Source organism: Streptomyces pratensis, assembly GCF_016804005.1.
Taxonomy (GTDB): Bacteria; Actinomycetota; Actinomycetes; order Streptomycetales; family Streptomycetaceae; genus Streptomyces; species Streptomyces pratensis_A.
In genome coordinates this window covers 641,733-665,707 of sequence record NZ_CP051486.1, presented here as the reverse complement: position 1 = coordinate 665,707, position 23,975 = coordinate 641,733, and the positions used below count along the sequence as shown (strand labels likewise).

Below are 23,975 nucleotides of genomic sequence, written 5' to 3'. Positions count from 1 at the left end.
CCTTCGCAGGAATCGGGCCACCGGATCAGGCCGGTGCGAGGGAGCGCCCGGACGGCAGCCGGCTGTGGACGGCCCAGGCCAGGGCCGCGCCCACCACGTACCAGAAGAGGTCCGGGGCGTTGAACGTCGAGCCCAGCACCAGCCGTGCCACCGCACTCTGCCGCGCCAGCTCGGCCGGGACGCCCGTGAGCTGGGCCAGTTCCACGGCCCAGCTCAGGGCCAGCGCGGCGCCCGCGGCGCTCGACGGCCGGACCCTGGGCAGGAGGAGGACCACGAGGGCGTGGATCAGCACGGTGTAGAGGGCGTCACCCGCGTACTTCGCGACGTCCCCCTCGGCCGCCGAGCGGACACCGAGGCCCGACGCCACGGTCACGAGCGCCGCCGCGGCGGCCGTCGCGCGAACGGCGACGTCCCGGGGAATGGATGCGCCGCCCGTCTGCTTTCTCTTCATGGCCGGTACGTCTATCAGGCGGCGCCGGGTAGCGCCCAATCCGTGGCAGAGCAGGAGTCGAGATGCGCCACCGTGTCGTCGTGCTCGCCCTTGACGGAGTGATCCCATTCGAACTGGGCATCCCGCAGCGCATCTTCGGCCGCGCGCAGAGAGCGGAGGCCCCCGGCACGGGCGAGAAGCTCTACGCCGTCGTGACCTGCTCCGTCCGCCCGCCTGGCCCGGTCCGCACCGACGCCGACTTCAGCATCATGGTCGAGCACGGCCCCGACGCACTCGCCACCGCCGACACGGTCGTCGTGCCCGCCTCCTACGAACTCGGCCCCGTGTACGAGGAGGGCAGACTGACGGGAGAGCTGGCCGCCGCGTTCGCGTACATCAGGCCGGGGACCCGGCTGGTCTCCATCTGCACGGGCGGCTACGTCCTCGCCGCCGCCGGGCGCCTGGACGGGCGCCCCGCCACCACCCACTGGTCCTCGGCCGACCATTTCCAGCGGCTCTTCCCGGAGATCCGCGTCGACCCGGACGTCCTGTTCATCGACGACGGGGACGTCCTGACCTCGGCCGGTGTGGCCGCGGGGATCGATCTGTGCCTGCACATCGTGCGGCGCGACCACGGCACCGCCGTCGCCAACGACGTCGCCCGCCGTACCGTCGTCCCTCCCCACCGCGACGGCGGTCAGGCCCAGTTCATCCGTCGTCCGATGCCCGAGGCGGGGCTCGCCACGACGACGGCGGCGCGGACCTGGGCGCTGGGGCGGCTGGAAGAGCCCATCCTGCTGAGCGACATGGCACGGCAGGAGTCGATGAGCGTGCGCACCTTCACCCGCCGCTTCCGCGAGGAGGTCGGCATCAGCCCGGGTCAGTGGCTGGCCCGGCAGAGGGTGGAGCGGGCGCGGCAACTGCTGGAGTCCACGGACCTGTCGGTCGACCAGGTGGCACGGGACGCCGGCTTCGGCACGGCCACCTCCCTGCGGCAGCACGTACAGGCCGCACTGGGCGTGTCGCCCACCGTCTACCGGCGGACGTTCCGGTCGTCGGCGGCCGCGAAACGCTGAGCGTCCCCTCAGAGCCGGGCACGGTCGCCGGGCTGCTCCTGGATCACCGGGAGCATCACCGGGCCGCTCCGGTCGATCTCGCACCAGATCCGCTTGCCGGCGCCCTCCGGCTGCCAGCCCCAGCGGTCCGCCAGGCCGTCCACCAGCTCCAGGCCACGTCCGCCGGTGTCCTCACCCTCCGCGTGACGCGGCTGGGGCGGACGGCAGCTGGTGTCGGCGACCTCGACCCGCACCGTCCCCGCCGAACCGGTCGGATTCGCCGGGCCGAACAGCATCCGCAGCACCGCCGGACAGCCCGTGTGGACCACCGCGTTGGTGACGAGCTCCGAGATCAGCAGGATGAGCGTTTCCGCGAGCGGCTCGTCGTCCTCCATCCCGGACCCGATCAGCCGGGACCGCGCCCATCTGCGGGCCCGCCCCACCTCTGCGGGATCCGGCCCGACCTCCAGCTGAACCTGAAGCACCTGCACCGCTCACACCATCCGAACCGGCGGACACATCGCCTCGCGCCTCCTCAGGGTCACGGAACGTGACTCCCGTGCGAGACAGCATGGTTGACGTACAGTCACCGCAACAAGCGCTTCGGGCATATTCCAGCGCGAAGGAGTACGCGTGGTCCATACTGTGCGACGCGTGCTGCGAGGAGTCGAACAGAAGCGCGCCACCACCCCGGGGACCGTGCCCCCGGGGAGCCCGTCGCAGCTCCGTGGGCCGCGAGCAGGACACCGCGCACCGCCCGGGGCGGCCACAGGGGCCACATCCGGATCCTCCGGTTCCAGTGCCACTCGCATCCAACGGAGCGTACCCGAGCGCGGGCCGATGACTCCGCCCGGTCACGGGCCGCCCCCGGGGCACACCCTCAATCCGGATGCGCTGCGTCACCCGCGAAACGCCGTCCGCACACCTCCGGTCAGCCACGACTGCCCGGGCCCCGGCACCGGGTCCCGGCCCGGACGCACTCCGGACGGGACCGAGGGAGGGCACGAACTGCTCATCGCGTCCGGCGTGTTGACGCGCGTCCCACCGTCGGCGCCGACCCCTGGGGTGCGTTCCGGGGCCGGACGGGGGGCTTCCTCTGCGGCCCGGCGACAACGTCTTCGGGCACATGGCGTTTCCGGGCCGGCCGCTTCTCCCGCCCGGTCGCTACTCCGGCGCGGTCGCTACTCCGGCGCGGTCACGTCCCCGGCCGGTAAGTCCCCTGCCCGGTCACGTCCCCGGCCCGAGGCCGGTCCCCGGCCCGGCCCACGGGCACTACGCGTCGGGCTCGATCACGGTGAAGTACGCGGAGAAGGCGGCGACCGCCTCCGCCTCGGCGATCCGGCCGTCCTGGTCCGTGTCCAGGCTCCTGGCCGCGACGCTCGCGATGTCGTCCGCCGCGCCCAGCACCCGCAGGGCCCGCTCCACCGCTGCGACCGGGGCGGTCACGGTGCCCTCGGGGTCCGCGCCGGCGGCGACGGCGATCGCCGCGCGCAGGAAGGGCCGTGCGATCTCCGCGAAGCGATCCGGGTTGTCACGTAGCCGTTTGACGGCCCCGCCGACGAACTCCTCGCGGGTGACGCGCTGGTCCCCGTCCACGTCGGCGATGCCCGCCATGCCCTGCCAGAAGGCCTCGGCACCCGTGTAGAGCGACTGGCCCCGGTCGCAGCGGGCCGTCGTGCCGAACTCGGTGAGCAGACGGGCCGCGGCGGCGTTGAAATCGGCGCGATCGATGTAGCCGTTGCCGTCCTGGTCGAAGGCGGCGAAGCGGTGTGCGATCTTGCGCTCGTACTCTGCGCTGTCCATGCGGGGAGCGTACGACGCCGAGAGGGGTCACGTGTCACCAACTCCCATCAGTGGTGTGACAACCTCGCGCCGGACCGGCGTGTCACGCGGTGAGCGGCCGGGATTCGTCGTCGGTGGCGGCGTCAGCGTCGGGGTAGACGTCGAAGAGCCGGCGTACGCCCAGGGCGCCCAGCACCTTGTTGACGTGTGAGCCGTCGACCGCGCCGCGGGCCGGGAGGATCAGCCTCAGCCGGCCGCCGCAGGACTTCATGAGGCGACGGCTGGCGATCAGGACGCCCACGCCGCTGGAGTCGCAGAAGAGGACGCCGGAGAGGTCCAGGACCACGTCGTGCTGTCCCGCGGCCACCGCCCCGTGGACGGACTGGCGCACGACGGGTGAGCTCACGAGGTCGAGCTCGCCGTGGATCCGCAGCACGGTCCACGCGTCCTGCTCGGTCTCGTACACCTTCAGCGTCACGCGACTCGGCCTCTCGTCCCGGGGGCTCCGGAGGATCCGGAAGTTTCCGTTCCCCCTCGCGGCTGCCCGCATCGCCCGCCGGTGAAACGCTCTTCCACCCACCGGCCTGGCTCAGGGTCCGTCCAGAAATGATCACTTCAGGATCGTTTACGCGATCAGGAAAGGGCAAGGGGTGAAGCATTCATTATCATCCGGCGCCACTCAAGGGACGTACTTGCCGGAAAGGTACGTGCCCCGGCCATGCCGCCGACTACATTCGACGTGACGAGAGGCACAGGGCTGGGGGCTCGATGGCGAAGGACGCACCACCGCGCTGGGACCGCCGGATGCAGCAGCGGCTGACGCGTGGCGAGGCGGCGGCCCTCGGCGAGCTCTACGACCGGTTCGCGGCCCTCGTGCACAGCCAGGCCCACCGCATGCTCGACGACGAGGACGCCGCGGACCAGGTGACGCGCGAGGTCTTCGGCTACGTCTGGGAGAACCCCGGCGCGTACGACCCCAAGCACGGCTCCATGCGCTCCTGGGTGGCACGGCTCACCCACCGCCAGTCCGTACAGCGGCTCCGCGGCACGCACGGCGGCGCCGGGTCCGCGGAGGCGGACGAGGGGGCCGAGGAGCTGGAGCACCGGGTGCTCAAGGCGACCGCCGCGGCTCGCGCCGACTACATCGTCGCCTCCATGCCCGCGTCGCTGCGTGCCGCGCTGGAGCTCGCGTACGTCCAGCGGCGGGACTACCGGCAGACCGCCGCCGACCTCGGCGTCACCGGGGACGAGGCCCGGCGCAGGCTGCGCCTCGGCCTTCAGCTGCTCTCCACCGCGAACATCCGGCCGTCGGCGGACTCGGCGCCACCCGGATACGGGCCGACACCGTGAACGGGGGACATGGCGGCGGCCGCGACGGGGACCAGCCGGTCGAGCGGCGCATACCGGGACCGCGGGCGGCCGCGGACGACCAGGAGCAGCTGCCTCCGGTCAGGCCCGGGGGTTCGGAGCCCCCGGAACCTCCCGAACCGCCGAAGCCTCCCGAACCACCGGATCCGCCTGAACCGCCTGCTCCGCCGCTCCCTCACAAGGTGCTGAAGTCCCTCCTCGGTGCCTGGGCGCTGGCCGCCTGCTCCGCCGATGAGACCGTTGCGGTGGAGGAGCACCTCACCTCCTGTGCGCGGTGCGCCGACGAGGCGCTGCGGCTGCGCGACGCCGTGGGCCTGCTGCACACCGACGGCACCCTCGACCTGGACCCGATGCTCCGGTCCCGGGTGCTGGAGGGATGTCTGGGCCGGCGCCCCGCGCGCATCCCCGTCCCTTCGTGGGCCGAGCCGTACGACGCGGAGACCGCGCGGCTCGACGCCCTGCTGCGGGACATCGGCGACTCGGAGTGGCACGCGCCGGTACGGCTGAAGTGGTTCGAGGACGACCGCCAGGTGAACCGCAGGACGACGGTCGCCGGGGTGATCGGGCATCTGACGGCCGTCGACGGCCTGGTGTCCAAGGTGCTCGGTCTGGACGACCCGCTCGGGAAGGGCGCCGACTCCCCGCCGACACCGACCGCGCGCACGGAGACGTACTGGTCGGCAGCCTTCCGGCCGCTCACCCGGACCGTGCGGGAGCCGTGGCGTGACCAGAGCCACTCCCTCGTCCGCACGGTGTCGTTCGCGGGCCGCGGTGTCGCGGAGCTCTCCGTGCCGTACGGCGACTTCGCCCTCCCGCTGCAGGACTCGCTCCTGGAGCGGGCCTTCGAGTGCTGGGTGCACGGCGGTGACATCGCGGACGCGGTGGACTACCCGTACGAGCCGCCCGCCGCCGCGCATCTCCACCGGATGATCGACCTGGCGGCCCGGCTGCTGCCCGCCACCCTGGCCGGGCGCCGCCGCGCGGGACTGGCCGCACCGGCCCGGCATCTGGTCACCGCCGGGTCCCCGGGCCGCTCCCTCCACCTGGAGGTCGAGGGCCGCGGCGGCGGCGACTGGTACATCGCGCTGGACTCACCGGCCGCCCTCGGCTCCCCCGCCCACACGGTCGCGCAGGTGGCGCTCGACGGGGTGGAGTTCTGCCGGCTGGTCGCCGGGCACGTGCCGCCCGTCGAAGCAGCGGCCGGTCAGGAGGGTGACCGCGAGGCGATCCGCGACGTGCTGTTCGCCGCGGCCTCCCTCAGCCGGCTGTAGGCCGGGTCCTACGGGAAGACGACCGTGCGGCGGCCGTTGAGCAGGATGCGCCGCTCCGCGTGCCACTTGACGGCGCGGGCCAGCGCCTGACACTCGACGTCGCGTCCGACGGCGACGAGCTGGTCCGGCGTGACGCCGTGCCCCACGCGCTCGACCTCCTGCTCGATGATCGGTCCCTCGTCGAGGTCGGCGGTCACGTAGTGCGCCGTCGCACCGATCAGCTTCACACCACGCGCATGGGCCTGGTGGTAGGGCTTCGCGCCCTTGAAGCTCGGCAGGAAGGAGTGGTGGATGTTGATGATCCGGCCGCTCAGCTGCTTGCAGAGGTCGTCCGAGAGCACCTGCATGTAGCGGGCCAGGACGACGAGTTCGACGTTCTCCCCGCGGACCAGCTCCAGCAGCTGCGCCTCGGCCTCCGGCTTGTTCTCCCTGTTCACAGGGATGTGCCGGAAGGGGACGCCGTAGGAGGCGACGAGCTCGGCGAAGTCGGTGTGGTTGGAGACGACCGCCACGATCTCGACCGGCAGGGCACCGGTGCGGGAGCGGAACAGCAGGTCGTTGAGGCAGTGCCCGAACTTGCTGACCATCAGCACGATCCGCATCCGGTCGCTCACCCGGTGGATCTGCCACTCCATCCGGAAGGAGTCCCCGATCGCGGCGAAGCTGGCGCGCAGCTTGTCCACGGTGACGGTGGCGTCCGCCGAGAAGTGGACGCGCATGAAGAAGAGACCGGTGTCGTGGTCGCCGAACTGCTGGCTGTCCTCGATGTTGCAGCCGGTCATGAAGAGATAGCTCGACACGGCGTGCACGATGCCCTGCTTGTCGGGGCAGGAGAGCGTGAGGACGTACTGCTCGGAGGCGGGGTCCGAGGCAGCGGATACGGATTCGGCGGGCTGCGGCGCGGTCATCCCGTCAGGGTGCCACACCGCCCGGCGCTCACGCCGATCTGGTCATGATGCGGAGCACGTCCAGGGAGCGGGGCGGGGTGTCGGGGTCCTCCGCGTCGTTTGTGGCGAGCATCACATGGGCCTCGCGGGCGGCCACGACCGCCTCCTGCCAGCCCGGGTGCTCCAGGTAGGCGGAGACCGGGGCGTCGGCGCCTATCTGGTGCATGATGCGCAGCACCCGCAGGGCGGCGACGTCCACGAGGGCGGCCTCGGCGGAGTCCCGGAAGATCGTCCCCACGTATTTCTCGGCGGACCAGTTGTCCAGCCAGGTGTCCTCGACCAGGCGGTACACGGCGTCGGTGATGTCGCCGTACCCCTCCCGGCCGGCCAGCCAGCACTCTTGGTGGAAGACGGGGTCGGAGAGCATGTGCAGCGCCGAGCGCACGTTGCTGCGCCAGCGCCACCAGGGCATGTCGTTGAGCGGCATGCCGCCCATGGTGGAGGAGCGACGGCCGCGACGGGAAGTGTTCTCCGAACCTTGCTGCACGGTTGCCGATCGTACGTTCCCTCCCGGCGGCCGTGCGCGGCCCCCCGCAATTCACCTCCACGTCACTGTCCGTTGACGACAGCACACTGTGGCGTTACCCGTGAACCGCAACAGTTCATGACCATGACCGGATGGCGACGCCTCACCTCCCCCCGCCCCTGCAAGCTCTTCACATCGGTGGCGGCCGGGGCGCTGCTGATATCCGGCTGCGGTGCACTCCCTGGAGTCTCGGGGGGCTCCAGGGAGGCCGTCACCGTGATGACCTGGGCTCCCGACACCACCGGGGCCGACACCGTGAACATGGCGGGCATGCCGGCCATGGCGCGGACCTACGCCCGCTGGATCAACGAGAAGGGCGGGATCGACGGCCACGAGCTCCGGGTCCTCACCTGCAACGAACAGGACGACGCGGCCGGGGCGTCGAAGTGCGCCCGGCGGGCGGCCGACGAGAACGTGGCAGCGGTCGTGGGCTCGTACAGCCGGCACGGACGGGCCTTCCTGGCTCCACTGGAGTCCGCCGGCATCCCGTACATCGGTGGGTACGGCGCCTCCGCCGACGAGTTCACCAGCTATCTCTCCTACCCGGTCAACGGCGGCCAGCCTGCGCTGGTGGCGGGCAACGGCGAGCAGCTGGCCGCCAGTTGCGAGCGGGTCACACTCGTACGCCCCAACACCCTGGTCGGCGACTCCATGCCCGGCCTCCTCGACACGAGCCTCAGCCGGAGCGACCGCCCGGCGTCCTACGACATCAGCGCGTCCGAGGCGGCCACGTCGTACGACGCCGAGGCCGCCAAGGCCCTCGACAGGACCGGTGACGGCTGTGTGACCGCGGTGCTCGGCCAGGGCACGGAGACGTTCTTCGACTCCTTCCGCCGGCTCGAACCCGAGGACAGCGGAGTGCGGATCTCGTCCGTGCTCGGCAGCGTGGGCCAGGGACTCATCGACCGGACGGGCGGGCCGAACAGCCCCTTCGAGGGCGCTCTCGTCACCGGCTGGTACCCGGAATCCGGTGACGCCCGCTGGAACGAGATGCGTGAGGTGATCCGGAAGTACGCCTTCGGGGACAACCGGATCGACCCGGCGGACACGGGCGTGCAGACGACCTGGATCGCGTACACCGTGCTCAAGGCGGTCATCGAGGCGATGGACCGGCAGGACATCACGGCGGGCGGGATCTCCGTCAGCCTCAACCGGGGCACCGAGGTGGACACCGGCGGCCTCACCCCGGCCCTGCGCTGGCGCTTCCAGGACCTGGTCGGCACGGCGGCCTACGGGCGCGTCGTCAATGGGCGGGTGACCTTCCAGGTGGTCCGCGACGGGCGTCTCACCGCCGAACGGAAGGGTTTCGTGGATGTCACAGAGACTCTGTTGAACGCCCGCTCGACCGGCTGATCCCGCACGGACGCCTGCTCGGCGGGGGCGCGGGCCGCATCGGTGTGGAGACCATCGGACCCGGCACCTGGAAGTGTCCCGGCGCCTTTCGACGGGTGACCGCACCGGGTGCCCCGCTAACGCGGACCGGCAGGCACCTCCTCGGAGGGCGACTGCACCCCATGGACGGGGCGGCTCCGGCCCGCGTCCGCCGGCCTCCCGGTGGCACCGGGAGCCGGAGGCCACAGCGTCAGAGCTGCGTGGGAGCGTGCTCGGTCAGCCCGTACTTCCGCGCGATCTCGTTCCAGAGTCCAGATGCCTTGCGCTTCTGGATGGTGGCGTCACTGCTCGACGCGCCGGCCTGCGCGGTCGCTTCGGTCGAGCGGGCCTTGCCGCCCTTGCAGACCTTCTTGTCGTTCTTGGCCTGGCCGGCCCACGTGGCGTAGTGGTCGTCGGCCTCCGCCGACGCCTGCCACGCCTTGGTGAGGGAGTCCTTGAGCTCGGCGTTTCCGGGGAGCTGGTCGACACTCAGCGCCTCGAGCCGGGTCACCAGGTCCCGCCGCTGCGCGGCGGCGCCCGTCAGATCGGTGGCCGCCTGGTCGAGCGCCCGGCAGCCCTTGATCTTCTCGACCGCGCTGATCACCGCCGAGCGGCTGTTGTTGCTGTCCGCGAGCAGCTTGTCGAGCTCCTCGGCCTGCGGCTTCGCGGGGTCGGCCGCCTGGGCCGACGCCTCACCGGACGGTGAACTGCCGGACGCCACCGGCTGCTTGTCGTCCGACGGACTGTCGTCGCCACCGCTCATCAGGGCGCCGGCCCCGAGCCCGATGACGGCGCAGCCGATGACCACGGCGGCGATGAGCGGTACGGCCGCGGACCGTCTGCGGGGCTCGCCGGCGTCCTGGTCCGTGTCCCGCCCCGCGTAGCCGTCCTGGAGGCCCGACCCGTAGGGCTGGGCGCCCTGCTGCTGGGGCGGCCGGCCGCCCTGTGCGTTCCGGTGGGGCTGCTGCGGCTGCTGGGGCCGCTGCTGCTGGGGTGCGGCGAAGTGCGGCATCTGCTGCGTGGCGCCCGCGGGCTCCTCGCTCCGGAAGAGGCTGTCGAACTCCGCGGGCGGCTGCCGGTCGCCCGGGGCACCGGGCCGGATTCCGTACGGGGCGCCGCCGGGTACCGGGGGTATGTACTGGGTCGCGTCGGCGTCGGACGGCTGCCCGGGTTCGGCGGACCGGCCCAGGTACTGGGTGGACTCCGCCGGGCGCTCGGGCGGCAGCCCTCCGGGGAGGGCTCCGCCGGGGACGGGCGCGATGTACTGCGTGGCGTCCGCGTCCCCGCCCTGCCCCATGCCCTGTCCGGTGGGAGCCGCCTCGGGCGGCAGTGGCTGGGCGTACGGCTGCTGCTGGTACGGGTCCTGCTGGGGCGCGTACTGCTGCTGCGGGGGCTGCTGGTACTGCCCGTGCTGCTGCGGGGGCTGCTGGTACTGCCCGTGCTGCTGCGGGGGCTGCTGGTACTGCCCGTGCTGCTGCTGCGAGGGCTCCTGGTACTGCCCGTGCTGCTGGTAGGCGCCCTGCTGGTGCTGCTCCGGTGGCAGCTGCCCCGGTGGCGGGCCGTCCTGGTGCGCGGCCTGCGGCCCCCAGGGCCCGCCCCACGGCTGCCCGCCGGCGGGGGCGGCCTGGTCCGGCTGCCCGCCCGCCGGCCCCCCCGCGTTCCAGGGGGCACCACCCTCCGCGGGCAGCACGACACCTTCGTGCGCGGGCCGTACAGCAGGAAGCTGCCGCTCGTCACCCTGTCCGCTCTGCGTCACCGGGACTCCTACGTGTGAACCTATGGAATCGTCGGCTCACGCTACCGGGTGCCCGGAGCCCGGCGCCAAGCACCCGATGGCGCTCACCACCCCTTCACACAGCGGGTAACACCTGCGGCGGCCACGGCGCTGTTCATGGTCAACTCGCCGGAGCCGCCGGTCAGGCGGCCTGGAGTTCCAGCCTGGCACCGAACTCCCTGACCGCGGGCTCGTCCGCGTAAGGCTCGAACCGCTGCTGGAGGTCGTCGAGATATTCGGCACCCCGGCTGGAACGCACCGTGCTCAGCAGCTCCATCGCCCGCAGCCCCGTGTGACAGGCCTGCTCCACCTCACGCTGCTGCACCTGCGCCGCGGCCAGCAGCACCAGTCCGATGCCCCGGCGCCGGGTCCTGGACTCCGGCAGGGCCGCCAGGGCCTCCTTCGCCCGGCGGGCCGCGGGCTCGGCCTGCCCGAGGTCCCGGTGGCAGTGGGCCAGTTCGTCGGCGAGGTATCCCGCGTCGAAGTGGGTGATCCAGTCGGGGTCGTCCCCCTTCTCCGGATCGGCCTGCTCCAGCGCCGCCAGCGCCCGGCCCGCCGCGATCTGGCAGGTGCGCGCGTCGCCCATCAGCGCGTGGCCCCGGGCCTCCGCCGCGTGGAACATCGACTCCGCCCGCGGAGTCACCCGTCCCCTCGCTCCCTCCTGCGCGGCCCGTGCCAGCTGGGCGATCTCGCGCGGGTTGCCCAGCTGCGCCGCGAGATGGCTCATCGACGCGGCCAGCACATAGCCCCCGTACGCCCGATCGCCGGCGGCCTGGGCCAGGCGCAACGCCTGGATGTAGTACCGCTGGGCAAGCCCCGGCTGGCCGGTGTCGACGGCCATGTACCCGGCGAGCTCGGTGAGTCTGGCGACGGCGCCGAAGAGCTCGCGGCCGACCGATTCGCGGTACGAGCCCGAAAGGAGCCCGGACACCACGCTGTTGAGGTAATGCACCAGAACGGGCCGCACATGCCCGCTTCCGAAGCGGTGGTCCAGGTCGATGAGCGCGGCCGTCATCGCCCGCACCGCCGCCACGTCCGGCATGCCGACCCGGCTGCCGGCCGTCCGCGCCACCTGCGGGTCGGCGCCCGTGATCAGCCAGTCGCGGCTGGGCTCGACCAGCGCGGAGGCGGCCACCGTCGATCCGGACAGCAGGTCGCGGCGCCCCACGTCGCTGCGCCACAGCTCGCAGGCCTGCTCGATGGCGCCGAGCACGGTGGGCGCGAACTGGAGACCGACTCCGGATGCCAGGCTCTTGCCGTTGGCCATGCCGATCTCGTCGATCGTGACCGTGCGGCCGAGTTTGCGCCCGATCGCCTCGGCGATGATTCCCGGCGCCCTGCCGCGTGGTTGCTGTCCCCGCAGCCAGCGGGCCACGGAGGTCTTGTCGTACCGGAGATCGAGCCCCCGCTCCGCCCCCACCATGTTGACCCGGCGTGCGAGGCCGGCGTTGGAACACGCCGCCTCCTGGATGAGCGTCTGGAGCCGTTCGTTCGGCTGGCGGGCGACGAGAGGCCTGGCTGCCATATTTCCCCCTGGGACCGCAGTGATTCGGTGAACGCATCACTGCCCGGCACGGCACAGGAAATGCGCATATTCATCTGTATCGGGTATGAGCGCCGGTGAGTTGGCACAGTCCTGCAAGGGGTTACCCGCACATCGACGCGCGTCCTCCCGCGCGCCCCCGGCCGTGCATCCGTGCGCCCCGCATGCAGGATCGATCCGCCGTGAAGGGCTCGTGTGCGCCCGTAACCCCAGGTGGCGCCGGTAGTTGAGTGGGGCGTGGAAGAGCCCATCGGAGTGACGGAAGCCGCGCAGGTCCCCCAACAGCGAAGTGCACAACTGCTCGAGGCCGCTGCCTGGTACGCCCAGGAGCGGCACTGGGACGTGTTCCCGGGCACCTGGCTGGAGGCCGTCGGGGGGACGGAGCGCTGCTCGTGCGGTGACGCCGCCTGCGCCGCCCCCGGAGCCCACCCGGCCCGGCCGGACTGGGCGGGCCAGGCGACGGGCAGCGCCGCCGCGGCCCGTCGGATGTGGTCGAGGCAGCCCGGGTCCTCGGTCCTCATGCCGGCCGGCCGGACCTTCGACGCCCTGGACGTGCCGGAGTCAGCCGGATTCCTGGCGCTGGCCAGGATGGAGCGGATGGGTCTCACGCTCGGCCCGGTGACCCGCACCCCGGACCGCCGGATGCTGTTCTTCGCCCTGCCGGGCGCCGCGGCCAAGGCCCCCGAGCTCGTACGGCAACTGGGCTGGGACTCCAGGGCGATCGGCCTGGTGGGACGCGGCGAGGGCGATTACGTGGCCGGGCCGCCCACCCGGGTGGCCGGGCGCGGCGCGGTTCAGTGGGCCCGCCGCCCCTCCAGGGCCAACCTGTGGCTGCCCGACGCGGACGAGCTGATCAGTCCGCTCGCCTATGCCTGCGCCCGGGAGGCCGCAGACTCCCGGGCCCGCCTTTCGTAGGGTGGTCCCCACACGTGGGGATATCGAAAGGCAGTGCCATGCCGGACCAGGCGGACAGTGCGGGCGGGACGGAGATGACGGGTGTGGCTCCGGCGCCACCGCCCGCGGTGCGGGTGGAGGGGCTGTGGAAGCGGTTCGGGGAACAGGTCGCGGTCGCCGGGATCGACCTGGAGCTTCCCGCGGGCAAGTTCGTCGGCCTGGTGGGACCGAACGGCGCGGGGAAGACCACGACCCTCTCGATGGTGACCGGGCTGCTCAGGCCCGACATGGGCCGGATCGAGGTCGCGGGCCACGACGTGTGGCGGGACCCGGTCGAGGTGAAGTCCCGGATCGGGGTGCTCCCGGAGGGCCTTCGGCTCTTCGAACGGCTGTCGGGGCGTGAACTCCTCGGATACACCGGGCGGTTGCGAGGGCTCCCGGGCGCCGAGGTGGACAAGCGTGCCACCCAGCTGCTCGACGTCCTGGATCTCGCGGGGTCACAGCACAAGCTGGTCGTGGACTACTCGACCGGGATGCGCAAGAAGATCGGGCTGGCGTCGGCCCTGCTGCACAACCCCGAAGTCCTTTTCCTCGACGAGCCGTTCGAGGGGGTCGACCCGGTGTCGGCGCAGACCATCCGAGGGGTGCTCGAGCGCTACACGCGCTCCGGCGCGACCGTGGTCTTCTCCAGCCATGTGATGGAGCTCGTAGAGTCCCTCTGCGACTGGGTGGCCGTCATGGCGGCGGGGCGGATCCGGGCCCAGGGCACGCTGACGGAAGTACGCGGCGAGGCCGCTTCCCTGCAAAGCGCCTTCCTCGAACTGGTCGGCGCCGGCGCCCGGGACACCGGGGAGTCCCTGGACTGGCTGGGCGGTGCCCGATGACGGTGCTGGACGCCCCGGCGGGTTCCGCCGTCCCGCCAGTCCCCGGCCAGGGCCTCGTTCCCGTCTTCGTACGGCTCAAGCTGACGCTGCTGCGCAACGGACTGCGCCAGTCGTCCGGGCGGCGGGCGGCCTACGTGGCGTCCCTCGTGGTGACCGTGCTGCTCGCGGCGGGCCAGGTGATCGGCCTGGTCGCGCTCCGCGGGCACGCGCAGGCGGGCACGGTGGCGGTGCTGCTGACCGCGGTGGTGGCCCTTGGCTGGGCGGTCATGCCGCTCTACTTCCCGAGCGGCGACGAGACCCTGGACCCGAGCCGGCTGGTGATGCTGCCGCTGCGGCCCCGTCCGCTGATCCGGGCTCTGCTGGTGGCGTCACTGATCGGCATCGGGCCGCTCTTCACCGTCACCCTGGCCCTGGGTTCGGTGATCGCGGTGGCGCACGGCGCGGCCGCGGTGGCGTTCGGGGTGATCGCGGTGCCGCTGACGCTGCTGGTCTGCGCGGCGCTGGCGCGGTCCGTCGTCACGGCCAACATCCGGCTGCTGACCTCGCGCAAGGGCCGCGACCTCGCGGTGCTCAGCGGGCTGGTGATCGCGGTGGGCATCCAGTTCGTCAACTTCGGCGCGCAGCACCTGGGACGGGCGGGCGGGCTGTCGGTGCTCGAACCGGTAGCGGACGTGGTGCGCTGGCTGCCGCCGGCCTCGGCCCTGGGGGCGGTCGGGTCCGCCTCCGACGGTGCGTACGTGGCGGCGTTCGGGCAGCTGCTGATCTCGGCGCTCGCGCTGGCCGGACTGATGCGGCTGTGGCAGCGGAGCCTGGTGAAGCTGATGACTTCGCCGGACGGCTCCACGATCGCCGCCGCCGAACCGTCGGCCGGCCGGTCGGGCACGGACCGCTCCGGGCTCTTCTCGCTGCTCCCGGAGGGGCGGACGGGCACGGTGATGGAGCGGAGTCTGCGGTACGTCGTGCGGGATCCGAAGACCAAGGCGTCCTGGGTGACGGCGCTGGCGATCGGCTTGATCGTGCCGGTGCTCAACGCGGCGCAGGGATCCGGGTCGGTCTACTTCGCGTGCTTCGCGGCCGGAATGCTCGGCATGCAGATGTACAACCAGTTCGGTCAGGACACCTCCGCCTTCTGGATGGTGGCGCTTTCGGTCTCCTCGGCCCGCGACGCCTACGTCGAACTACGGGCGCGGGCCCTTGCCCTGCTGCTGATCACCCTGCCGTACACGGTCCTGGTGACGGTGGTGACGGCGGCGGTGCTCGGGGACTGGGTGGCCCTGCCGGGCGTCATGGGGCTGTCGTTCGCCCTTCTCGGCGCGATGCTGGCGACCGGCGCGCTGGCCTCGGCGATGTTCCCGTACTCGATTCCCCAGGACGGGGCGTTCAAGAACGTCGTGCCGGGGCAGGCCGGGCTCGCCTGGATCTCCATCCTCGGTGGCATGGTCGCGGCCGCGGTGATCAGCGGCCCCGTGATCGGGCTGACGGTCTGGCTGCACGTGGCGGGTCATCAGGATCTGCTGTGGCTGGTCCTGCCGGTGGGCGCGGTGTACGGGGCCTTCGTCGGGTGGCTCGGCGTACGGCTGGCGGCACCGCGTACGGCGGACCGGCTGCCGGAGATCCTGGCCGCGGTCAGCAAGGGCTGAGGGGCCTCACACGTCAGCTGGAGCTGAGGGGCCCGCACTCGGCCACCGGGCCGCGAGGCCTGCACACGGGGACGGGGCCGAGGGGCTGCGAGTGCGTGCGGGCTTACGGCGCCCGAGGGCTTGCACGATGCGCGGCTGCACGGCGTGCGAGCTGGGCGAGGACGCTCCGCATCAGGGGCCGATGGGCTCACTGGGCGGGGCGTCCTGCGTCGGGGCCGACGGGGCCGGCGGGGCCGGCGGGGCAGGGCATCGGGGAGCAAGAGCCGACAGGCCCGGGGCCGGGCGTCCAGCGCCAGAACTGGCGGGCCCACAGGGCATCGGGGATCAGAGACCGAAGGCCCCGGGCCGAGCATCCGGCGTCCGCGCCGAGGGGCCCACGGGGCGATGCATCGGAGATCAGGGACCGACAGGCTCCCGGCCGGGCGTCCAGCGCCAGAACCGACGGGCCCACAAGGCATCGGGGCGTCGGGGACCGAAGACCCCCGGGCCGAGCATCCGGCGTCATGGCCGGGCCCACAGCGCGGGGCATCAGGGAGCGCAGGGACCGACAGGCTCCCGGGCGGGCGTCCAGCGCCAGAACCGACGGGCCCACGGGGCATCGGGGATCAGAGACCGAAGGCCCCGGGCCGAGCATCCGGCGTCATGGCCGACGGGGCCACGGGCGTGGCGTCCTGGGTCAGGGGCTCACGGGCTCCCGGTCGCCACGGAATCCCTCGGCCAGTTGCTCCAGGAAGGGCTCCACGGCCCTGCGCCAGCCCTCCGGCCGGTCGTAGTGGACGAGATGGCCGGCGTCCTCCACCTCCGCGTACTGCCCGCGCGGCAGGACGCGGACCATCTCCTGGGCCTCGGCCCTGCCCAGCTCCCCTTCGATCCCGCGCAGGACCAGGGTGGGGCACCACACCTGGGCCAGCTCCTCCCAGTGTGCGTCGTAGACCCAGGTGGCCCGGGACGTCAGCATCTGTTCCTGCGAGAAGACGGGCCGCCAGCCGTCGGAGCTCTCGGCCATCACCTCCGCGAAGAACTCACCGCGGGAGGGGTTGGGCCGCTCGACCCAGGGGTCGTCCTCGCCGAACCACTTCCGCACCTCCGCGAGCGTCGCGAAGGGGACCGGCCAGGAATTGAACCAGTCCTCCCATTCGCGCTGCGAGGCCGCGCCGAGTGCGGAGGCCCGCATGTCGCAGATGATCAGCGCCTTGACGAGATCGGGGCGCTTCGCGGCGAGCTGCCAGGCGGTGAGCGCGCCCATCGAGTGGCCGATGAGGGTGACGGGGCCGAGGTCGAGCTGTTCGATCGCGGCCTCGGCGTCCGCGACGTAGGCGTCGCGGGTGTAGGGGCCTTCGGCCGGCTTCGCGCTCCGCCCGTGCCCTCGCTGGTCGAGGCCGACCGGGCGGTGGCGTTCGGAGAGCCAGCGGGCGGTGGAGGCCCAGTGCGCGGCCCGTCCCATCAGGCCGTGGAGCATTAAGATCCCGGGCGCCTGGCCCGCCTCCGCGCTCCCTTTGGGCGGATCCGCGAACTCCCAGGCCGCGAGGCGTACGCCGTCCGACCCGGTCACATCGATGCGCCGCACCATAGGTTCTGGCACCCCCTTCTGGTCCTCGATCACCGTGTGTTCGTGCGCGCCAGACTATCGAACCTTTATTCGAAAACTCGCTTCCGGCTCGCAACTTCCCACGTTCGAGTGACAGCGGTTCAGGATTGGTGACGGCCCCTCAGGGGAGACCTTCTCCGGGAAGCGGACCACTCGGGGACAGGGGTCCGCGGGGACTGACCTCGAGAGCTCGGGGCTCCAGGTCAGCGAAGGGGAGGACCGGCCCCGGCACCTTCGGGCGCCGGGGCGTTCCCCCGTTCCGGAACACATGGGTCCGCGCTCGCGGCGGACCACGGAAATGGTTCTGCCGACCATCGGCGGGACGTTGCGAGCGCTGTCGACCACCGACGGGACGTTGCGAGCGCTGTCGACCACTGACGGGGCGCTGCGCGCACCCGTCGAGACCGCCGGACGGCCGTCCGGGGCCGGTCCCGGGGCCGGTGGGGCCGCTCGCCGGGCCGCCGGGGCGGGGCCGGGGTCCGCCGGGGCCGCTCGTCGGCTCACCCGGGCGGCTCGGAGGCACGCCGGAGCGGATCGAACGCCTGGCCCGCCCGCGGAGAGGGCCGAAGGCGCGAGGGCGCCGGAAAGCCGGGCAGTCACCTCACGGTGCACGTGCCGGTGCGACGGGCGCATTCCCTGCTCCCTCCCCGAACCGCCCGGCAGGCTCTGCCGGCGCCCTCAGGTCATATGCCTGGCCACAGCCTGGCACGCGTTTCGCCCGGGCGCTGCGATTCCGGGCGGAAAACAGAAAGCGGGCTTACCGGTTCACATCTGCACGTGCATCCGCACCGGATCCTGCACTTGCGGTCCGGTGCCGGTGCACGCGCAGGTGCTGCTCAGCGCTTCGCGACGAACACGTGCGAGGCGACGTCCGAGTCCAGTTCGGCCGCCTCACCACTGGAGCCGACCAGCACCCCGCCGGCCGACTCGGTCACGCTGACGACTGACCCGGGCTGCACGCCGGCACGCCGAAGCGTGTACATCAGCTGCGCGTCGGTCTGGATCGGCTCACCGATCCGGCGCACCACCACGGTCTTGCCGTCCGCGCCCGGGTCGAGCTCGGCCAGGCTCACCATGCCCTCGTCCAGGAACGGATCGGCCTCACCGGTCTCACCCAGCTCCTCCAGACCCGGGATCGGGTTGCCGTACGGAGACTCCGTCGGGTGCCGCAGCAGCTCCAGCACGCGGTGCTCCACGGCCTCGCTCATCACGTGTTCCCAGCGACACGCCTCGGCGTGGACCTGCTCCCACTCCAGGCCGATGACGTCGACCAGAAGGCACTCGGCGAGCCGGTGCTTGCGCATGACGCGCGTCGCCAGGCGGCGCCCCTCCTCGGTCAGCTCCAGATGACGGTCACCCGCGACCTGGACCAGCCCGTCCCGCTCCATGCGCGCCACCGTCTGGCTGACCGTCGGACCACTCTGGTCCAGCCGTTCGGCGATCCGGGCGCGCATGGGGACGACGCCTTCCTCTTCGAGCTCGAAGATGGTGCGGAGATACATCTCCGTGGTGTCGATCAGTCCGGACATACGTGCCCCTCGATGCTGTGACAGAAGTCGTCGTGCGATGGCCCTGCACCAATTCTGACGCATACCACCGACAACCGTGTCCCGCCGTCGGAAGTCTGTCCGGCAGCCGGTCCGGAGCGCTATTGACAGGCCACTGGTCCAGACCGCAACGTGATCCGCGACACGGGCACCGCACGGGTCCCCTATTCCCGCAGGAAAGGCCTCCTCGATGAGCGACAGCAAGCTCGCCGGTCAGTTCTTCGACGCAGCGATCGGCCTGCTGGAGCGGGTGCGCGACGAGGAGTCCGGAGCGATCGCCGCCGCGGGGGCCGCGATCGCCGACACCGTCGCCGCGGGCGGCCGGCTCTTCGCCTTCGGCGCCGGGCACTCCTCGCTCGCCGCGCAGGACGTCGTCTACCGGGCAGGCGGCCTCGCCCTGATGAACCTGCTCGCGGTGCCCGGCACCGTCGGCGTCGACGTCATGCCGGCGACGCTCGGCTCGGCGCTGGAGCGGGTGGACGGTCTCGCGAGTGCCGTGCTCGACTCCAGCCCGGCCCGTTCCGGCGACCTCCTCGTGATCATCTCCCTGTCCGGGCGCAACGCTCTGCCGGTGGAAATGGCTCAGAACGCGCGGGCGCTCGGCCTGACGGTCGTCGGGGTCACCTCGGTCGCGTACACGAAGGGCACCAAGTCCCGGCACGTCTCGGGCGGATTCCTCCGGGACCACTGCGACATCGTGCTCGACAGCAAGATCGCGATCGGCGACGCGGAGCTGAGGGCGGAGGGTGTCGACGCGCCGTTCGCACCCGCGTCGACCGTCGTCACCAGCGCGCTGATGCAGGCGATGATGGCCACCGCGGCGGAGGAGCTCGTCGCCAGGGGGACCGAACCGCCGCTGCTGCGCTCGGGCAACGTCGACGGCGGGCACGAATGGAACGGGCGCGTGATGCGGGAGTACGGCGACCGCATCTTCTACCGGCACTGAACCCGGCGCTGGAACGGCAGCCGGAACCCGGCACCGGGTCCGGCACCGAACCAGGCACCGAACCAGGCGCCGGAGCGGGCATCGGATCCGGCACGGGACCCGGGGCCGGGATCCGTCGGCGGCCCCCTGCGGCACCTCGGTCCCGTCAGGCGCCCGGCTCGGCCGTCAGACGGGCCAGGTCGACGGCCGCGGCGACCCGGACCGCCACACTTTCCGCGTACATCACGTCGGGGCGCTCGAACGCCCTGCGGTTCGCCGCCCGCAGGAAGGTCACCACACCCAGCGTCCGCCCCCGGCTCCGCAGCACCGCGCACAGGGCGTGCACCGAGTCACCCGGCCACTGGTGCTCCACAGCCCACACCTCGCCCGCACCCGCCGGCGCGGCGGCACGGACGGAACCCGTACGCTCCAGTGCCTGGAGGGCCGGGTGCCCCGGCGCGTACCGGACCGGGAGAGGTCCACCGGAGACCGGGAGGCATGGCCCAGGCGCCTCGGCCGGTGTGGCCGCCGCCCGCACGAGCCGCTCCCCCGCCGCCAGATCCGCGAGCAGGTCGACGACCACGTGGTCGGCGAAGCCGGCCAGGGCGTAGTCCAGCGACGTGGTGGCCGCCTCCATCGGGTCCTCGCACTCCGCCGCCTGACGGGCGGCCCTGTGCAGCTGGTTGGCCCGGAATCGCACCCGGTCCGCTTCCTGCTCCGCGAGCTTCGCCGCGGTGACGTCCCGGAACAGCCAGCCGACCCCGAGCGGCACCGGTTCCTGCGCCAGCGGCGAGGCCAGCCTCAGGAAACCGCTGCGCCAGCAGCGCCGCCGGTCGCCCTCGGCGGTCCGCAGGGTCACCCACAGCTCCGCCGGGGCGGGCGGCGCGCCCTCGGCGAGTACGTGCTGAAGCGCGCCCTCCAGATCCTCCACGCCCTGCACGATCAGCTCACCCAGCGGGCGTCCCAGCAGCGTCGTGCGACCGCCTCCCAGCGCCCGGGCCGCGTACGCGTTGACCACCGTCGGGCGCAGGTCGACGTCGACCGCGACCACACCCCACGACGCGTCCTCGAACAGGGCCTCGCTGAGCGCGATGGACCGTTCCAGGTCGATATGCGCGTGCACCTCGCTGAACGCGCAGTACACCCCGGCGGGCTTGCCGTCCTCGCCGCGCACCCCCGACGACTGGGTCCGTACGAGGACGCGCCCGCCGTCCTTGCGCAGCAGCGCGAACTCGTTGACCTGGCGGCCCGGTGCGTCCATGGCTGCCAGCAGCCGCCCCTGCACGTCCCCCGCGTCCGCGCTCCGCACGGCCCACCCCGCGAAGCCGCGCCGGCCGACTGCCTCGGCGGCCGTCCAGCCGAGGATCCGTTCGGCCTCGCGGTTCCAGTGGGTGATGGTGCCGTGCGCGTCGAACGCGCAGAGCGCGGCGTCCATCCCGTCGAGCAGCGCGGCGAGCAGCTCCGCACCCTCGGGCCCGGCCGGATCGCCGGGGACAGTGGTCCCGCTGCTGCTGGAAGGACTCATCTCCCGTACCCCCGCACGTCTTCGCACGTCAGGCCCCCATTCAACTCGAACCTGGCGGAGAGCACAGCACGTTCGGGAAAATCGCTGCCGCAGTCGGCCGGAGTGCTCCACAGGGCGGGCGCGGAGGGGCTCCTGCCCGTCGTCACTCCGGTCGCTCCCGGTGCCGCCGACGGGCGGACGGCACCGGGCACCCGGCGGAGCCGGGGCGGGGTTCCCTCACCGGGGAACCCCGGGCCGGTTCCTTCGCCGGGAATACGGAACGCATCCTCCGCATCCGCCGTCGGGCCGAGCTCCGCATTCCCGGGCGGCACCGGCGACCTGCGCATTTCCTTCTTCAGCGACGAGTCCCCGGTACGCCGGAGACTTCCGGAGGCCCTTTTCCCCGCTGTTCCCCGTGGCGCCGTTCTTCGTCCCACGAATAAATCGCTTGTCCCGTGCCGGAAGGGTTCCTATGGTGGAACCACACGCGAAAGGAGGTGTTCCGGAAGTGATTTCTTTTCGGACTCGTGAGGTGACTGCGGGCTGACGCCCGTCGTCGCGCTCTTTGCAGTGCAGGCCGGTCGCCGGCCAATCCCAAGCAGTCACCGACCCGCAGGCTCGCCGGTAAGTCCGGCCGGCTCCTCCGCAAGGAGGGACCAGAGCCTGCGGGTTTCTGCGTGCCGGGGCCGGGAGCCCCGCCGCCGTCAGTACTGCTCGGACTGACCGCCGTCGATCGGGATGACCGTGGCGTTGATGAAGCCGGATTCCTCGGACAGCAGGAACGCGACGAGGTGGCCTACCTCTTCCGGCCTGCCGAAGCGCCGCATCGGGTTGACGCTGACGAAGGCCTCGCCGGCCTTCTCCCAGTTGTCCGCGTCGATCTGCTTGAGCGACGCCTCGACCATCGGGGTCATGATGGCGCCGGGGGCGATCGCCTTGACGGAGACGCCGAACCGGCCGTATTCCACACCGGAGTTCCGGGTGAGGCCGACGACGCCGTGCTTGGCCGCCGCGTAGCCGGACTGGTTGCCCACGCCTCGTATGCCGCCGACGGAAGCCGTGTTCACGACGGAGCCGGAGCCCTGGCCCTTCATGACCGGGAGCACGTACTTGAGGCCGAGGAAGACGCCACGGAGGTTCACCGAGACGACGCGGTCGAACTCGTCGGCGCCGAAGTCCTGGGTGAGGTTCTGCTTGCCCTCGATGCCGGCGTTGTTGAAGAAGGCGTCGATACGCCCGTAGGCCTCGACCGTGGCGGAGACGTACCTCTGCGCGTCGGCCTCGGAGCTGACGTCGGCGGTGATCCGCAGGACCTCCGCACCGGGGGCGGCCTTCTCCACCTCGGCCGCCGTGTCCGCGAGGCCCTGCTCGCTGACGTCCACGAGCGCCAGCCTGGCGCCTTCGGAGGCGACCCGTACGGCCGCCGAACGGCCGAGACCCGAGCCGCCGCCGGTGATGAGGACGACCTTGCCGCTGAACCGGTCTTCCATGACTGAACCTCCACGCTGAGATGTACTGACTCCGCCAGACTAGACAGTACGTACAGTCTAAATATTCCGCCGTGCCCGTATCCTGCGGCCCAGGAGGATCCATGGACGACGACCGCCCCGCCGCCTCGCGCCCCCGCCGCGGCCCCCACCGCGACCCGGAGGCCCATGAGGCCGTCCTGGCGGCCACACGTGAGCTGGTGGCCGAGCTCGGCTACAAGGGCGTCACGATGGACCGCATCGCCTCGCGGGCCGGGGTGGCCCGGATGACGGTCTACCGCTGGTGGCCGAACAAGGCGGCGGTGATCACGGAGGCGGTCGCGGACCGGCTCGCCCCGGGCCCCGCCCCCGACACGGGCGACGTACGCGAGGACGCGCTGCTCTGGCTGCGGGGCCTGGTGCGGACCCTGACCCTGCTCGGCGACCCCAGTGTCGTGACGGGTGCGCTGACCGAGCGCGGCGAGCCCGGGCGGGCCGAGCTGCGGGACCTGCTCAAGGCCCACGCGGAACCCGCCGCGCTGCTGATGCGGAACGGCGTGGCCCGGGGCGGGCTGCCCGAGGGCCTGCCACTCGACGCGATCGTGGACAGCTGGATCGGTTACGTCGTGTACCGGACGGTGTTCCTCGGCCAGGAGATCACCGAGGCCGACCTCCTCGGTCTCGTACGCCTCCTGCCGCCGCCTCCCGGGCCGTCCGGCGGGGAGGCGGGCTGACGGGTCACGGGCAGAGCCGCTCCACGCGCCAGGCGTCGGCCGGGCTCTCCCGGACGTACCTCAGCCGGTCGTGCAGCCGGTTCTCCCGGCCCTGCCAGAATTCGATCGCGTCCGGCACGACGCGGAAGCCGCCCCACTGCGGCGGCGCGGGGACCTTCTCGCCCTCCGGGTAGCGGGCGGCGAGCTCCTCGTAGCGGGTGGTCAGCTCCTCACGGGAGCCGACCACCGTCGACTGGTCGCTCGCCCAGGCACCCAGCTGGGAGCCGTGGGGGCGGGTGCGGAAGTACGCGACCGTCTCCTCGCGTCCGACACGGGCCGCGGTGCCGGTGACGATGACCTGGCGGGCGAGCGGGTGCCAGGGGAAGAGCAGCGAGACGTACGGGTTCGACGCCAGCTCCCGGCCCTTGCGGGAGCCGTAGTTGGTGAAGAAGACGAAACCGCGGTCGTCGTAGTGCTTCAGCAGCACCGTCCGGGAGGACGGCCGTCCCCTGGGGTCGGCGGTGGAGACCACCATCGCGTTCGGCTCGTGGAGCGCGCCGCCCCCGGCGACCTGGCGGAACCAGTGGGCGAACTGGTCCATGGGGTCGGCGGCGAGATCCTTCTCGGTGAAGTCCTCGGAGCGGTACTGCTCGCGCATCGCGGCCGGATCGGTGGTCCAATCGGATGACGGGGCGCGAGAGGAGGCGGAAGCGGAAGACGGAGTGGCATCAGCTGTGGGCACGGGGC

The 23,975-nt window shown here is 72.3% G+C and carries 22 protein-coding genes; 9 read left to right on the top strand and 13 right to left on the bottom strand.

The window, feature by feature from the left end; translation table 11 throughout:
- Positions 1–25: 25 nt before the first annotated feature.
- Positions 26–451, bottom strand: coding sequence for a DUF2809 domain-containing protein (locus HED23_RS02920; RefSeq protein ID WP_203181876.1), 426 nt, complete (start codon positions 449–451; stop codon positions 26–28).
- A gap of 62 nt (positions 452–513) precedes the next feature.
- Between HED23_RS02920 and HED23_RS02915 the strand changes: the two genes are divergently transcribed.
- Positions 514–1,506 (top strand): GlxA family transcriptional regulator, encoded by a 993-nt coding sequence (locus HED23_RS02915; protein ID WP_203181875.1) that lies wholly within the window; start codon positions 514–516, stop codon positions 1,504–1,506.
- Positions 1,507–1,514: 8 nt separating this feature from the next.
- Here the strand turns inward: HED23_RS02915 and HED23_RS02910 are convergent, their stop codons facing one another.
- The 3 genes from HED23_RS02910 to HED23_RS02900 all read right to left on the bottom strand — a co-directional run bounded on the left by HED23_RS02910 (position 1,515) and on the right by HED23_RS02900 (position 3,745).
- Positions 1,515–1,976 carry an ATP-binding protein gene (locus HED23_RS02910; protein ID WP_203181874.1) on the bottom strand — a complete coding sequence of 154 codons (462 nt, stop codon included), beginning with the start codon at positions 1,974–1,976 and terminating at the stop codon, positions 1,515–1,517.
- A gap of 781 nt (positions 1,977–2,757) precedes the next feature.
- On the bottom strand, positions 2,758–3,288 hold the full coding sequence (locus HED23_RS02905; RefSeq protein ID WP_203181873.1) for an EF-hand domain-containing protein: 531 nt from the start codon (positions 3,286–3,288) through the stop codon (positions 2,758–2,760).
- Between the two features lie 82 nt (positions 3,289–3,370).
- A complete protein-coding gene (locus tag HED23_RS02900) occupies positions 3,371–3,745 on the bottom strand; it encodes an STAS domain-containing protein (RefSeq protein WP_203181872.1) in 375 nt (124 codons plus the stop codon).
- Positions 3,746–4,035: 290 nt separating this feature from the next.
- Here HED23_RS02900 and HED23_RS02895 point away from each other — a divergent pair, with 290 nt between their 5' ends.
- The gene (locus HED23_RS02895) at positions 4,036–4,617 is read left to right on the top strand and encodes an RNA polymerase sigma factor (RefSeq protein WP_203181871.1); all 582 of its coding nucleotides are present in this window, start codon (positions 4,036–4,038) and stop codon (positions 4,615–4,617) included.
- Positions 4,614–5,906 (top strand): zf-HC2 domain-containing protein, encoded by a 1,293-nt coding sequence (locus HED23_RS02890; protein WP_203181870.1) that lies wholly within the window; start codon positions 4,614–4,616, stop codon positions 5,904–5,906. The genes HED23_RS02895 and HED23_RS02890 overlap by 4 nt, the downstream gene beginning before the upstream one ends.
- A gap of 8 nt (positions 5,907–5,914) precedes the next feature.
- On the opposite strand, the gene purU is transcribed toward HED23_RS02890, so the two are convergent.
- Positions 5,915–6,814 (bottom strand): formyltetrahydrofolate deformylase, encoded by a 900-nt coding sequence (gene purU / locus HED23_RS02885; RefSeq protein ID WP_203181869.1) that lies wholly within the window; start codon positions 6,812–6,814, stop codon positions 5,915–5,917.
- 28 nt (positions 6,815–6,842) lie between these two features.
- Positions 6,843–7,289, bottom strand: coding sequence for an SCO4402 family protein (locus HED23_RS02880; protein ID WP_203187338.1), 447 nt, complete (start codon positions 7,287–7,289; stop codon positions 6,843–6,845).
- Positions 7,290–7,463: 174 nt separating this feature from the next.
- Here HED23_RS02880 and HED23_RS02875 point away from each other — a divergent pair, with 174 nt between their 5' ends.
- Positions 7,464–8,732 (top strand): ABC transporter substrate-binding protein, encoded by a 1,269-nt coding sequence (locus HED23_RS02875; protein WP_203181868.1) that lies wholly within the window; start codon positions 7,464–7,466, stop codon positions 8,730–8,732.
- A 229-nt stretch (positions 8,733–8,961) separates the two neighbouring features.
- Here the strand turns inward: HED23_RS02875 and HED23_RS02870 are convergent, their stop codons facing one another.
- Positions 8,962–10,506 carry a hypothetical protein gene (locus HED23_RS02870; protein ID WP_203181867.1) on the bottom strand — a complete coding sequence of 515 codons (1,545 nt, stop codon included), beginning with the start codon at positions 10,504–10,506 and terminating at the stop codon, positions 8,962–8,964.
- Positions 10,507–10,666: 160 nt separating this feature from the next.
- Entirely contained in the window at positions 10,667–12,049 is a 1,383-nt protein-coding gene (locus tag HED23_RS02865) for a transcriptional regulator (RefSeq protein ID WP_203181866.1), read from the bottom strand.
- Positions 12,050–12,304: 255 nt separating this feature from the next.
- Between HED23_RS02865 and HED23_RS02860 the strand changes: the two genes are divergently transcribed.
- The 3 genes from HED23_RS02860 to HED23_RS02850 are packed head-to-tail and all read left to right on the top strand — an operon-like array spanning position 12,305 to position 15,485.
- Positions 12,305–12,982: a bifunctional DNA primase/polymerase gene (locus HED23_RS02860; protein ID WP_203181865.1), complete on the top strand. Its 678-nt coding sequence runs from the start codon at positions 12,305–12,307 to the stop codon at positions 12,980–12,982.
- A gap of 38 nt (positions 12,983–13,020) precedes the next feature.
- Positions 13,021–13,845 (top strand): ABC transporter ATP-binding protein, encoded by an 825-nt coding sequence (locus HED23_RS02855; protein WP_386470475.1) that lies wholly within the window; start codon positions 13,021–13,023, stop codon positions 13,843–13,845.
- Positions 13,842–15,485: a transporter gene (locus tag HED23_RS02850; protein ID WP_203181864.1), complete on the top strand. Its 1,644-nt coding sequence runs from the start codon at positions 13,842–13,844 to the stop codon at positions 15,483–15,485. The genes HED23_RS02855 and HED23_RS02850 overlap by 4 nt, the downstream gene beginning before the upstream one ends.
- A gap of 676 nt (positions 15,486–16,161) precedes the next feature.
- Here HED23_RS02850 and HED23_RS02845 read toward each other — a convergent pair.
- Both HED23_RS02845 and HED23_RS02840 read right to left on the bottom strand, forming a co-directional pair.
- Complete coding sequence (locus HED23_RS02845; protein ID WP_203187336.1) at positions 16,162–17,055, bottom strand: alpha/beta fold hydrolase; 894 nt, start codon at positions 17,053–17,055, stop codon at positions 16,162–16,164.
- Positions 17,056–17,909: 854 nt separating this feature from the next.
- Positions 17,910–18,602, bottom strand: a complete 693-nt coding sequence (locus HED23_RS02840; protein ID WP_203181863.1) for a metal-dependent transcriptional regulator — start codon at positions 18,600–18,602, stop codon at positions 17,910–17,912.
- Between the two features lie 208 nt (positions 18,603–18,810).
- On the opposite strand from HED23_RS02840, the gene HED23_RS02835 reads away from it, so the two are divergent.
- On the top strand, positions 18,811–19,566 hold the full coding sequence (locus tag HED23_RS02835; RefSeq protein ID WP_203181862.1) for an SIS domain-containing protein: 756 nt from the start codon (positions 18,811–18,813) through the stop codon (positions 19,564–19,566).
- 145 nt (positions 19,567–19,711) lie between these two features.
- Here the strand turns inward: HED23_RS02835 and HED23_RS02830 are convergent, their stop codons facing one another.
- Positions 19,712–21,070 carry a PAS domain-containing protein gene (locus HED23_RS02830; RefSeq protein WP_203181861.1) on the bottom strand — a complete coding sequence of 453 codons (1,359 nt, stop codon included), beginning with the start codon at positions 21,068–21,070 and terminating at the stop codon, positions 19,712–19,714.
- A 683-nt stretch (positions 21,071–21,753) separates the two neighbouring features.
- Positions 21,754–22,539 carry an SDR family oxidoreductase gene (locus HED23_RS02825; protein WP_203181860.1) on the bottom strand — a complete coding sequence of 262 codons (786 nt, stop codon included), beginning with the start codon at positions 22,537–22,539 and terminating at the stop codon, positions 21,754–21,756.
- A 101-nt stretch (positions 22,540–22,640) separates the two neighbouring features.
- Here HED23_RS02825 and HED23_RS02820 point away from each other — a divergent pair, with 101 nt between their 5' ends.
- Positions 22,641–23,249: a TetR/AcrR family transcriptional regulator gene (locus tag HED23_RS02820; RefSeq protein WP_203181859.1), complete on the top strand. Its 609-nt coding sequence runs from the start codon at positions 22,641–22,643 to the stop codon at positions 23,247–23,249.
- A gap of 4 nt (positions 23,250–23,253) precedes the next feature.
- Here the strand turns inward: HED23_RS02820 and pdxH are convergent, their stop codons facing one another.
- A complete protein-coding gene (pdxH, locus tag HED23_RS02815) occupies positions 23,254–23,886 on the bottom strand; it encodes a pyridoxamine 5'-phosphate oxidase (RefSeq protein ID WP_203187335.1) in 633 nt (210 codons plus the stop codon).
- Positions 23,887–23,975 lie beyond the last annotated feature (89 nt).